Source organism: Bacillus sp. FSL E2-8887 (genome assembly GCF_038007205.1).
Classification (GTDB): domain Bacteria; phylum Bacillota; class Bacilli; order Bacillales; family Bacillaceae_G; genus Bacillus_A; species Bacillus_A mycoides.
In genome coordinates, this window is sequence record NZ_JBBOWS010000003.1 from 79,227 (window position 1) to 92,694 (window position 13,468).

Consider the following 13,468-nt stretch of genomic DNA (forward strand, 5'->3'; position numbering starts at 1 on the left):
TTTTGTTTTTGACCTTTAACTGCTGCATTATCCTCCTTTATATAAAATAATTCCCCACACCTAAAGGCATGAGGAATTAAACAGCCAACATGAATATAATTTGGTAGTTTCCTAACCTTTCGGCAACTGGCTGACATAGTGGAATGCACCTTAGTCCCTATAGCTTTGCGCCATTAGCTTTCACTAATTTTGCCTTTATCGAATTTCACTCTCGGATGGAATCATAACAAAATTCAATTTCATTTAATAATGTGGTATTCCTTAATTAAGGAATAAACTCTTCTATAGTTTTTTTACCACTAGTTATTATCGTTACGGTTCATCGTGTAACATCTAAAATGATAAATAAAACTTTCATGGAAGAAAAAAGAAAGAGTAGAGATGGAAAGTGTACAAACATGTCAATCGCTATAATTCTAAATTTTCAGAAAATAAAACTGAAAAGTGGTTTGTTTCCACTCTATCTATAATTAAGACTTTATCACTGGAAATAAAATAAAACAACAAAATCCGCATGAATTCGACATTTTTTTTGCAAATTAACTTAATGTTATCTCAGCCTTTATAACCAAATAACATGCTCTTTATAAATCGATTTGGGTATAATTCATCTAACTAGTAACGTGCTTTTTATGAATATGCATCAAAAACAAGAGTTGTCTTTATTTGCCGAAGAGTTATATCGCTATATGTCTCTCGCTAAACTTAATCAATTAGCTATAGAAGGGCTACCGCCACATCGCTATCAAGCTAATAAAAAGAAATGCCCCCTAAAATGAAAAAATACGCTATTCTTTCTGTAGAATCATAGGAAAGGATGGCGTTTTTTATGTCTGTTTCTGTGTCTGACGAATTACAACTATTTGCTCAAAAGATTCAAAGTTTTTTATCTCCAAATACCTTACGGGATTTTGCTAGAGATGTTGGTTTTGTACAACGAACCAGTAAGTACCAAGCATTATTACTTATTAACCAATATTTAAATTTAAATATAATTTATTGTAGTTCGACAAATTTATTGTTGTAACAAAATATAACCTTTAAATCATTCTTAAAGTGAATCTCGACTTTTTTCCTACCGACATATCATTCAACATGTTATGAAAAGTGTACCTTTTGATGCGGAAGTTATTCCTATGAAATTATTGTAAATTTATATTAATTTGTTTTAATATTATATTTATAATTGGATTATTAAGTGATGTAGTGATGGGCAGGATGATTGCACGAATAAAAAGCTGTTAATTCTTATAATCTATTCATAGAAAACAAAAGAACCACCCGGAAATAGATCCGTAGTGGTTCTCTTTACAAATACTTGGTAGAATACTTTACTGAACTAGATAAGGTATGGGATTCACTGCATTTGTTTTTTCAAAATTCCACTCGCCGTTATGTAATTCAAAATGAAGATGTTGCCCGGTTGAATGTCCTGTATTCCCCATGTGTCCTATCATTTGTCCGGTTTCAACCCGATCACCCGCTTGTACTGTACGATCCTTCAAATGTGCATAAACGGTTGTATATAATTTCCCATCTATCGTATGAGCAATAAACACAACATTTCCATAGGAATTAGAGTAGTAGGATTTTATTACTTTTCCGCTTGTTGCTGCCAGGATTGGAACTTCACCTGGAGCTGTGAAATCTACTCCGTAATGCATTTCTCCCCAACGAACATCAAATGTAGAGCTGACTATCCCTTTCGTTGGGGACTTGAAAACAGCTGGAATAGAAGGAGTTTCTTGTGGTTTGTTTTGTAATACATAATGTTTAGCTACATATCCAAAACCTGAACCGAAACGTATTTTATACCAAGAACCTACTGTTTCTACAACTTGTAATTGGGTACCATTTTTTAAAGATCCAATTATAGAAGTGTTAGTTCCCGCTCCGCTTCGCACTCTTAATACAGGAGTTGCAACATAATAAGATGAATTTCCTTGTACGGTGGTTCCTTTAACCATTGAATGGGAACCATCAGAGACAAATTCTTTTTTCACATATCCTGTTTTTCCATTATAAGAAATTTTATACCATTCACCACATTCTTCTAAAATGGAGATGTATTTTCCATTTGGTAGTACACCGAGAATAGTAGATTCTGCATTTGGCTCTATACGAACATTTAATACAATCGCATTTACAATATATTGATTTTTTGGTTGTGTTTGTTTTGTGGGAGAAAGATAAGATTTTTGCATGTAACCAATTTTATTTTGTACATCTACTTTATACCAGTCAGGTGTTGTTTCTAATATTTTAACTGGAGTATTGAATGTAATACTTTCAATAGAGTTGCTATTTGTAGTAGCGCCCTGATACAGATGTACTTTGTCAAAATTTACAAATCCGATTTTTACTTTGTCATTTTGTTGTATTGATACAGCATGAGAATCAGCTGCTACTACTGAAGGGAGAAGTGTAGCAATTGCAGCAGTTGTTAATGAAAAAGTGGTAGTGATCATCTTCATATAATAATAAGCCTCCTTCGGGAATGTATTACAACATTAAAATGAAAACAATATTAAAGTGAAAGATATATAAAAAGAATAGCAGATTTTTAAAAGTTGTGGTAAAAAAATATCAAAAAATGTCGAATTAAACGGAATTTTTAGTTTTTTTGTTGATTCTTGTTATTTTTTATGTTAAACTCATAACAACAAAGAAAGAGTCACCGAAAACCCTTATCGATTAAATTTTCAGAATTTTTAGTCTTAATTATCGGTTTACTCCATGTGATTTACACGTTTGTGTATTGCTTTTCCACTCTTTCTTTGTTCTACCCTATAAAAGAAAACAGCCTGTTTTTATCCAAGTTGTTTTCTTTTGTAAAAATGTAATTTGTTGTTTTTATAACAGTTGGGGTTACTATTTTAAAAGTTATTATGGTTTATAGGGGGGCGATAGCTAATAGATTGGATATTTAATGAGGAGTTTGCATTACAATAGAGTGAATCTAGAAAGAGGTGAAAACTAAGAAATTCGGATGTTATTTTTAAAATTTTGGAAAAGGAAGAATAAAAATATAGTGGATATACAATTACAATAAGGGAATGCAGTATAGATTAGTATACTTGCATTCCCTTATTATATTTATTTTTTTCTTTCTATATTTTTTTGTTCATAGATACCAGCAGTCATCTCAGTTTTGAATCAAATAAATGCTCTATTATTACAATCCTAAATAAATCAAAATAACACCTACAAATGTTTGTAGGTGTTATTTTTTTGGGGCATTCTCAATCGGGGAAACTTTTGCGATCTATGCGACACCAAACTATTAATATGTACTAATGTAAACTTTTGGATGAAAGTTTACATTCGATTTTTTAAACATTTACAACATATTTCTCAATATAGATATACTTGTTGATTATGAGATTAATATTCTTAATTAACGAAAAATAAAGTAAAATAAAAATATGATGGTCATCACTATTGTTTACTCCATGTGTTAAAGATAAGATCGACTTCTCCGATCTTATCTTTTTTTGTAGAAATTTAATATAAAAAAAGAATTCTTATCTTCTTAAGGGTTCTGCAACAGGAAATAACAAAAATATAAATAATAAAACGATATATGAGAGACATTTACATAAATTTAGTGTGTATTACGTAGCATAAACCTATTATTGATCTGTACTTACTACTTTCTTTTTTATTTCATTATTGTTAATTTTGGAAATGGTAATAAGAAAATGTCGAATTTATCGGAAATTTGTATAATTTTGTTGTTTTATTTTATTTTTCATGCTAAACTCATTCTTACAAAGAAAGAGTAAACAAAAACCCTTAGTGATTTAATTATCAGAATTTTTAGTTTTATTAGTTAGTTTGCTTTACCTCATTGACATGGGTGTATCGTGTCCTCCACTCTTTCTTTGTTGTACCCTACAGAAAAAAACAACTTGTCCTTATCCAAGTTGTTTTTTTCTGTAAAGATTTAATTTATTTTTTCATGATAGCTGAGGTAGTAATTCAAGAAAGTACGTATCAGGGACATAGTTTTTAAGATGAGTTTTTGGGAGGCTTATTAATCAGGTGTTCTTTATTAATCAAACGTTTGTTTAAAGTACTTTGGTCATGAATGTAGTATGAAGATACTTGTAAAATCGGGTAGCATGCATGTGTTAATACTCTTATAGGGGTCACCATACATATCCATCAACTTAAGAAAAATAAACGCCCCAAAAACAAAAAGATGAGCTGACTTCTTAAAGTAGCTACCTGTAGAGAAAGAAAATTTTCATTTAGGGGATATATTAAAACCTTAGTTTGATGGACATGTGGTATTATCCTTAAAGTAAAAAAATAATTCTTGTGACAAAAGGAGGCTTCAAATGTTACAAAAACCATTAAAAGTACTTGCAACTTCTGCCATTTTAACAACTACGTTATTTACACCTATCATGACAAATCATGTAGTTGCTCGTGCTGAAACTCAAGAACAAACTGTTGCAACACAAGTATTCACCGAACGAATTTTTCATGTTATGGGTAAGGGGAATGTAGATATAATCCAAAATATGGATAGACGTCAATTTAAATTTAGTCCATATGAACCAACCGGATTATATGCAAGCCCCAATGAAAAAATAACAATTCGAGTAGAAGGAACACAGCCTATTGTAGCTTATATAGGAACATTTTCATATGATGCCAAATGGAATCAAGATTCATTAATAAAATCATTTACTTTAGCACCAGGCGAAAATACAATTGAATCTCCAAACGGTGGAATGATTTATTTCAACAATCCACTACAAGGCGGAACAGTACAAGCTGAGATAAAAACTGGGGGAGTACCTACGCCTTTCTTTGAATTAGGCAAACATACGAAACAAGATTTAATTCATATGCTAGATACATATCCTAACGCCCATGCGGTGGAATTAAAAGGAGAGCGCTCATTAATAACGGCAACTCCTGAACGGGTGAAAAAATATTTAGTAGGTTCTAATACAGATCCTGTCGAACTCTTAAAAAAAATAGACGAAGCGATTAGAATTGAAGATCGGGTTTCTGGTTTAACTGAAGAACAAGCAGATAAGCATTACGTGCATTTTGTGGAGGATAATCAATCTGATTATTATATGTATGCGTATCCTAGTAGAACAGCATACGTTGGAGATGCGATTAAAAGCGTATTAGATATAAATAAGTTTACAAAAGATGGATGGGGACCTTGGCATGAAATGGGACATCAAAGACAACAAACTCCTTGGATGTGGGATGGATTAGGAGAAGTGACTACAAACATTTATAGTATGTCTGTCCAACGTGCTTTTGGAAATCCATCGAGATTAGAGACGGATGGAACATATGAAAAAGCATTTACTTATTTAAGTAAGCCTCAATCGGAAAAAGACTATAATAAAATTGATGATGGCTTTGTGAAACTTACAATGTTTTGGCAATTGGACTTAGCTTTTGGAGAGGAATTTTATCCGAAATTACATCAATTGTATCGCTCCATACCTAGAGCAGAGCTTCCAAAAACAAGTGAAGAGAAAACCCAAGCCTTTATTTACAATGCATCTAAAGTAGCAAAGCAAAATTTACTTCCGTTTTTTGATAAATGGGGGCTTATGGCATCAGCGGAAACAAAACAAAAAATAGAAGCTTTACATTACCCAACATTAACTGCGCCTATTTGGGAAGCAAAGGATTCTAAACCTGTGAAGCCGCTAGCTGTATTATCTAAAACAATCATGAAAGCAAATGCAAACAGTGAGGAATCATGGCATGACCCTGCTAGCAATGCGATTGATGGTAATCCAAATACAATTTGGCATAGCAAATGGAGTACACCAAACCAATATCCGTTCAATTTAACACTAGACCTTGGTGACACTCGTACAATTACACAGCTATCATATCTTCCGAGACAAGATACATCTACAAATGGTCGCATTTTAATCTACAACATTTACACAAGTACAGACGGTGTTGATTATCAAAAGGTAGCTTTTGGAACATGGGAAAATAGTACAAAACAACAATTGGCAACATTCAAACCCGTATCTGCTAAATATGTGAAGTTAGAAATAGTAAACGGAATAAATGGATATGCTTCAGCAGCAGAAATAGATATTTTGGGGTATTAATTTTTTGATTTTAAAAATCGTAAATAAAGAAACCGATTTCTTGAAGTGCCCCAAAACAAAAAATTTATTAATGTATAGTTATTTATGAGAATCCAGCTCATTTTTTTCGTTATGGGGGTAATTAAAAATATTAGCTTGATAGCGATGGGGTCCCACCAACAAAAAAGGGTATGCCAAAACTTGGACATACCCTTTTTTCTACTTCATATATACATAGGCTTCATTCGTAGTAACATAGGATGTTATTCCTCTGCTATTGTGTACTTTATATTGCGCCGATTCATTTACCGTAACTTTTGCATCGATAACAAATCCTAAACCTTCATCTACAGTTCCAGCTACATCTTTATCAGACCAGGAAGCAGAGTCATAGAAACGTAGGTTGTCCACTTTAGAAACAACGCGTTTACCTGCTACAGAGCTTGCAGAAGAAGTTTTCTCCCATTCATATCGGATATAAGATGGGTTGTAGTAAAACCATTGATTACCGCCAAGGTTTAACCAATCTCCTTGTTTTGCCCATACTTGATATGCTTCACTTTTACCTAATTGACGGATAGCACCGTAATTTAGAAAACCAGTCTGTTCAAAATCAAAAAAAATTCATTCATAAAGTATTTGATCTTGTAGTATAAGGGGAACTCTGTTAGGAATCTATTGTTATTTTTGTTCTTCATTATATATTTTCACCAGAACCAGATTTAGAGATTACTTGCATATGTTTTGAAGTTTTCGCGTCAGAACCAATTAATGCTAGACATCCTCTTCAAGGTAGTATAACATGAAGAGGACTTCACATGAAATAAACTTCACATAAAGTTGTGTTAGGAGTGATTTGTTTGAACAATAGATTTAAAGAACTTTATTTATGTTCGTTTGCAATTATTGCAATAGGTTTTAGTGAAATAATTTTTGATCACAATGAAGCGAGTTTTGCTGAGGGATTTTATTTAGGTAATTTAAAGATACTTACAGGAATAATCTTTTTAATTTTCGCTTTAGTTTCTCAAACTAAATCTAATACCAATCGTAAACAGTTAGAGAGAGAGCTATCAAAAGAATATGATGAGAGGGATGATTTAATAGAAGGAAAAGCTTCACAATTTACCATAAGTATTCTAATGGTCATGATTATTCTTATGATGTTTCTTTCGAAATGGATTATAATTCCAATTAATGCTGGGCTATTTCTCATTATAATATGTTGCCTAATTACTAAAACATTAGCTAAAAAATATTATAGTTGTTTTCTTTAATTAGGAGGTTACTATGAAAAATATAGTAAAAGAGCTACGTTTAAAACATGGAATAACACAACAAGAATTAGCTGATAAAGTATTTGTATCTTCAAGAACGATTATTTCGTTGGAAAAGCAAAAGTATAATCCATCTGTTTTACTAGCATATAGAATATCTGCTGTTTTCAACCTATCAATTGAAGAAGTTTTTATATTTGAAGAAGATGACTAATAGTAGTATACAAATATAATTGACAAGAAACATTCAAACAATATAGCAAAATACAAATAATGAATATAAGTAGGAAAAAATTCATTATTTGTATAATAAGTGGAGGTAAATATAATGGCTTTAAAATTATTTGGTATCGTTTTTGGAGTGGTATTAATCTTATGGGGATTATATAGAATGAAAAAAGATGATGCATTCGTAGGAAAAACTCAAACAAGAAAAAATCTTTTCAATTTGTTGATTCTCGGAGAAGCTTCTGGATTAGGACAATTATTAGGTGGAATTCTACTTGTAATTGCAGTAATCGTATCCTTTATAATTAAATAATTTGCAAACAAAAGAGGTAGCTTTAATCAAACTTTATTCTAAACCAACAAGTATAAGTAGTCTCCTTTATTAAACGTTGTTTGTAATAACAATAATATAGTGTCGGTTTGAAACAAAGATGCACCGGGCGCTTTTCTTTAATAACAATCACAAGAAATGCTTAAACTTTTTTATAAAAATCAAAAACATAATTTAAAGAATTAACTCCGTTTTGAACAATCTTTATTCAAAATGGAGTTTTTACGTTAGTTGGGGTTACCATACATGCCTATCAAGTTAATAACTCAGAATTACCCCATGCCCATCAAGTTAAAGTTTTATTGCACCCCCAGAATGAAATTTTCAGGCTTTCTTGTAACAAAGAAGCATATTTTATCGTTTTGGGGGTGACTTGTCTTCTTAGTTTGATAGCGATGGGGTGCTCCCCCAATTACTACGACATGATTTGTAATGAATTAGGAATTAGGAATTAGGAATTAGGAATTAGGAATTAGGAATTAGGAATTAGGAATTAGGAATAATCATAATAATGTAATATATATATTAATCATGTAACAGATATAAAATATACATAACGCTTAAAAAAATAATGTGTGGAGGAATTATGGTAGAATGTCGAAAAAAAAGAATTATGAGATTTTTTGTTGATTTATGTCGTTTTTAATGCTATACTCATAACAACAAAGAAAGAGAAAACAAAAACCCTTATCTAGTAAGATGTCAGAATTTTTAGTTTTCTCAGATCAGTTTACTTCTTGTGCCGTAGAAGTTTGTGCATTTTTTTCCACTCTTTCTTTGTTTTACCCTATAAAAGAAAACAACCTGTTTTTATACAGGTTGTTTTCTTTTGTAAAAATTTAATTTGTTGTTTTTATAACAGTTGGGATTACTATTTTAAAATTATTATGGTTTATAGGGAGGCGACAGGTAATAGATTGGATATTTAATACCTTTTGGAATGATGGGAAATAGCCAAAAGGAAATAAGGAGATACTTAAAGTCCTCTTAAGAGGTTGAATTTTCTGAAAAAACATTTACAAAAATATTTATTTGAATTAAAATACGAACTACAAAGATTCGACATTGTACGACAAAATGATATAATTTTTCAGAATATTACAACAACTAGAAGTAAGGTATCTATATGAATCTATTTCGAAAAAAATCTGTTTCAGCATTATTAGCACAGTCAGAACAAAAAGGAGCATCTTTAAAAAAAGAACTCGGTGCATTTGATCTTACTATGCTCGGGGTCGGCGCTATCATCGGAACTGGGATTTTCGTTCTTACCGGTGTTGCCGCAGCAGAACACGCAGGACCCGCACTTGTTTTGTCGTTTATTTTATCCGGTTTAGCCTGTGTATTTGCAGCATTATGTTATTCTGAATTTGCATCAACTGTACCGGTATCCGGTAGTGCGTACACTTATAGCTATGCAACATTTGGAGAATTAATCGCTTGGATTTTAGGTTGGGATTTAATTTTAGAATATGGATTAGCTTCCTCAGCTGTTGCATCTGGTTGGTCAGGGTATTTACAAGGTCTATTAAGTGGATTTGGGATTACATTACCTACGGCTTTAACAAGCGCATATAATCCTGAAGCGGGAACATATATAGACTTGCCAGCAATCTGTATCATCTTTCTAATGACGTTGTTATTAACAAGAGGAGCAAAAAAATCAGCGCGTTTTAACGCTATCATGGTAGCTATCAAACTTTTTGTTGTCTTACTATTTATCGGCGTTGGCGCTTTCTATGTAAAACCTGAAAACTGGACACCCTTTATGCCGTTCGGCTTCTCTGGCGTAACAACTGGGGCTGCAACTGTATTCTTTGCTTACATCGGATTTGACGCTGTATCAACTGCTGCTGAAGAAGTCAAAAATCCACAGCGTAACATGCCAATCGGCATTATTGCTTCTTTAACAATTTGTACGATTCTATATATCGTTGTTTCATTAGTTTTAACTGGGATTGTACCTTACGGTCAGTTAGGTGTGAAAAACCCTGTTGCATTTGCACTACAATACATTCAACAAGATTGGGTTGCTGGTTTCATTTCTTTAGGAGCGATTACTGGAATTACAACTGTATTACTTGTTATGTTATATGGACAAACACGATTATTTTATGCAATTAGCTGCGATGGCTTACTACCAAAAGTACTTTCTCGCGTAAATAAAAAAACAAAAACACCTGTTATCAATAGTTGGATTACTGCCACTATGGTTGCTTTCTTTGCTGGTTTTGTTCCTTTAAGTAAACTAGCAGAATTAACGAATATCGGTACATTATTCGCATTCATCGTTGTATCAATTGGAGTAATTATTTTACGTAAAAAACAACCAGAACTACCGCGCGCTTTTAAAGTGCCTTTGGTACCATGGATTCCTGCTTTAGCTGTTCTATTCTGTGGATACTTAGCATTACAACTCCCAGCAACAACATGGATAGGCTTTGCAATATGGCTTGTAATTGGACTTGGTGTCTATTTCAGTTACGGTTACAAAAATAGTACACTACAAAAGGAACAAAAAGAAGACGTAGCATAATGAAAAAGCTGTTGTCCCATTATGACAGCAGCTTTTTTCCGTTCTGGTACAAAAAATAATATCATTGTGTATACTGAAATTATTCTTGAACTACTCACCACTTAACATCCTTATGGACTGTTTGAAGTAGGAGATTCCTAAGTACAGAAACCTAACGGTTTCTAATTCATTAGGCTATCCCCGTAGTTCCTACGGTTAAAAGGCGAATTGCTTCGTTTCTAAGATTGAGCACTGCATTTCGATCTCTATCGTGATGTGTGCCACAAGAAGGACACTCTCACTCACGGATGTTTAGATTTTTTACGCCTTTGTTTTTATATTCACAATTGGAACATAATTGACTAGAAGCGAATGTTTTAGATACCAAAACCACTTGTTTGCTATACCACTTTGCTTTATATTCCAACAATTCCTTATGTTTACGATACTTCTCTTCCATTAATTGGCTGAACTGGTCGGTTATTCGTTGGGAATAATTTATGAAACGTTTCAATTTGTTTTTTGGACATCTCTATTGTCTGTTTCATCACAATCCACTGGACATTTTCTGTACAAGGAGGTGTTGTCAAAGAACCCATGTAACGGAATGACGAATGATCTGAAGGAAAAAGCTGTTTTATATCAATGGTATGCTGCACATCACTCTGTGTATTTTTGCTGTTCGGGAGATTTTTCCACATTTCTGCAAAACCTTCATTTGTTTGTCCCTCTTTTATCATAATACCTATTACTGCTAACTGACCTTGATCATTTTGATGGACCAGATGTAGTTCCATGTCTGCATGTTTTTCTTCAAATTGATGTTCACTTGGTGTATGAAAGTGGAATTGTTTTAATGTGTAACGACTTTCTCCAAGCGTGAGATAATCATCAGAACTATTTGCTTTCCCTTCAATACTATGCCCATTATTTTTAATAGAAAATGATATTGGTTGATAATTAATTTGCAAATGATTAGCATCCTCAACTGTTGATTTTATTTGTTCCGTTTTGATATCTATCGGAGATTGTTCTTGCCCATTTAAACACATTTTGTATTCTGGTTTCAATTCTCCCCAGTGTTCTGGACCAGTAGTCCCTTCATATGACCATTGCGTATTTTTTTTCGTAGATTTTTCTTGTGTAGCTGTATCCTTGTTTGACTGTTCTTGTTTTGCTGTGTTACACCCCATTAACACCGCACTCATTGTCAATATAAGGGGAGTTTTATAAAGAAACTTTAAGCCTTTCATACTGTTTCCTCCTAAGATGATAAAATATTGTATTTAAAGAATATTGCGTGTAACTAAAGGTTCTGTTACAAATTCACCAAAAATATCAAGAATCTAGAGAAGCATCGTTCCATTGTTATGCAATTTAAACTTTTAAATAGAAAAATGGGATATCAGAAGTTATACAGTTAATTTGCGAACAAAGGTGTAACTGTGATCATTTCTCAAGTTAGAAAAGCTTTATACAAAGCCAGATTGAAGTCAAAAGTTATTAAATACTATAAGAAATAGAAGCAAGAACATATTATATTTCCTAAATTGCTATTATTCTGTGTGTCCTTATGTAGCATTAAATAGAATGATATCTTACCAATACCCAAAATCGATTTTGTAGCCTAATTTGGGTTCCAATTTTATTAATCTGGTCATTTTTATTTGGCACTACTTCATTTATTTTGAAACATGGGCTTGCTTTCCGACTAAATGTTTTGTTTTGTCTATATTCCCCCCTTATATCTAATTGAGATTGACTTTCAATTTATATTCATTATAATTATATATAAATTATTAAAAAAAAATCAATATAGATTTATATTTTTTGATGTGATACTATATATTTCTAGTTCTGTTGCAAATCTTTCGAAACGAAGTTATGTTTTTGAAAAGATAAACGGAAGCGTAATAAGTTAAATGTTTTAAAGTAAAACAATTCAAACAAGATATTATTGGGGTGTTTTTGCTCAAATCTGTGAAATGGGGGAATTAGCTTAATTGGGGTCACTTTCCATCACCATCAAGCTAAGAAAATATCCCAAAAATAAAAAAATGACTTCTCAAGATGAAAATGTACAATTTTTTATTTTGAGAGCGTCATAAAATTCTTAATTTGATGGATATATATAGAAATCCATGTTAATTAACGACTGGTATTGTTTTGTGAAAAAAATGTCGAAATTATGCGAAATTTGAATTTTTTTGTCTTGTTATACTTTATATTTAGTGCTAAACTCATAATACAAAGAAAGAGTAGCTGAAAAACCCTAATTTAAACTGAAAATATTGAAAATTCAGTTTGTTGTATGTCTGATTGATATTTACGTTTACTACTCTTTCTTTGTTTTATTTTATATATTATATCGGGTATAGATAAGGAGGTGACTGAGATGTGATTAATTGGTAAAAGTAGAGTGTGAGTATTCTGTTATTCTTATAACACCCTAATTACTTAAGTGCACATTTATTACAAATATTTGTAAAGGGAATTGAGGCCCATTGTGCCAATCTAGCAATGTGAAGTTTGGTTTCATGCAAATAAAGAAATAAGCAACTACAATTAATTATGAATCTAGTCGTCATGCTGAGAATTTAATTGAAGGTTTGGTATAGTGAGATTTAACCATGAAGTTTATAAGTCATGTAGATTAAAATTCTAAATTCATAAGCTAACACAAATTAGTGAACGTTACTGTTCATTTTTTTAAAAAGCATAGGACTACTTAATTATAAACCTAAGAAATGATATGTAAGAGGTACATGAATAAACAAAATTGTTTGTGATTTTTACTAAATGAATCAAAAATGAGGTAGAGGCTTAGCACAAGCACTTAAGGATGATATTTGAGTGTATGTAGGAGGGATTATAAAATAAGAAGTTTATCCCAAATGAGGTATTAATTTATGTTTGGTTTTTTAAATTACAAAATCAGTTACAAAAGTTACGGAAACTATTTTTGGTATCCAAATAGTTTTATAGTATGGATGAGAGCATGGGGGTAATGCCTGTAGGAGGGGGCAAA

7 protein-coding genes, 3 pseudogenes and 1 riboswitch are annotated in these 13,468 nt (G+C 32.0%); of the genes and pseudogenes, 6 read left to right on the forward strand and 4 right to left on the reverse strand.

Going from position 1 to position 13,468, the window contains the following annotated elements:
- Positions 1-118 precede the first annotated feature (118 nt).
- A riboswitch (cyclic di-GMP riboswitch) is annotated at positions 119-204 on the reverse strand.
- Between the two features lie 625 nt (positions 205-829).
- Positions 830-1,018 (forward strand): annotated as a pseudogene (locus NSQ08_RS29535) (IS4 family transposase); the annotation flags it as partial.
- A 313-nt stretch (positions 1,019-1,331) separates the two neighbouring features.
- Here the strand turns inward: NSQ08_RS29535 and NSQ08_RS29540 are convergent.
- Positions 1,332-2,474 (reverse strand): SH3 domain-containing protein, encoded by a 1,143-nt coding sequence (locus NSQ08_RS29540; RefSeq protein ID WP_340780619.1) that lies wholly within the window; start codon positions 2,472-2,474, stop codon positions 1,332-1,334.
- A gap of 1,869 nt (positions 2,475-4,343) precedes the next feature.
- Between NSQ08_RS29540 and NSQ08_RS29545 the strand changes: the two genes are divergently transcribed.
- A complete protein-coding gene (locus NSQ08_RS29545) occupies positions 4,344-6,110 on the forward strand; it encodes a M60 family metallopeptidase (RefSeq protein WP_340780620.1) in 1,767 nt (588 codons plus the stop codon).
- Positions 6,111-6,308: 198 nt separating this feature from the next.
- Here the strand turns inward: NSQ08_RS29545 and NSQ08_RS29550 are convergent.
- Positions 6,309-6,680 (reverse strand): annotated as a pseudogene (locus NSQ08_RS29550) (N-acetylmuramoyl-L-alanine amidase); the annotation flags it as partial.
- Positions 6,681-6,949: 269 nt separating this feature from the next.
- Between NSQ08_RS29550 and NSQ08_RS29555 the strand changes: the two are divergent.
- The 4 genes from NSQ08_RS29555 to NSQ08_RS29570 all read left to right on the forward strand — a co-directional run bounded on the left by NSQ08_RS29555 (position 6,950) and on the right by NSQ08_RS29570 (position 10,461).
- Positions 6,950-7,366, forward strand: coding sequence for a hypothetical protein (locus NSQ08_RS29555; RefSeq protein WP_340780621.1), 417 nt, complete (start codon positions 6,950-6,952; stop codon positions 7,364-7,366).
- Positions 7,367-7,379: 13 nt separating this feature from the next.
- On the forward strand, positions 7,380-7,580 hold the full coding sequence (locus tag NSQ08_RS29560) for a helix-turn-helix transcriptional regulator (RefSeq protein WP_000790480.1): 201 nt from the start codon (positions 7,380-7,382) through the stop codon (positions 7,578-7,580).
- 114 nt (positions 7,581-7,694) lie between these two features.
- Entirely contained in the window at positions 7,695-7,907 is a 213-nt protein-coding gene (locus tag NSQ08_RS29565) for a hypothetical protein (RefSeq protein ID WP_340780622.1), read from the forward strand.
- 1,144 nt (positions 7,908-9,051) lie between these two features.
- Positions 9,052-10,461, forward strand: coding sequence for an amino acid permease (locus NSQ08_RS29570; protein ID WP_340780624.1), 1,410 nt, complete (start codon positions 9,052-9,054; stop codon positions 10,459-10,461).
- A 169-nt stretch (positions 10,462-10,630) separates the two neighbouring features.
- Here NSQ08_RS29570 and NSQ08_RS29575 read toward each other — a convergent pair.
- Together NSQ08_RS29575 and NSQ08_RS29580 are read right to left on the reverse strand one after the other, a co-directional pair.
- Positions 10,631-10,870, reverse strand: a pseudogene (locus tag NSQ08_RS29575) (zinc ribbon domain-containing protein); the annotation flags it as partial.
- Positions 10,871-10,880: 10 nt separating this feature from the next.
- Entirely contained in the window at positions 10,881-11,693 is an 813-nt protein-coding gene (locus NSQ08_RS29580) for a carbonic anhydrase (RefSeq protein WP_340780625.1), read from the reverse strand.
- Positions 11,694-13,468 lie beyond the last annotated feature (1,775 nt).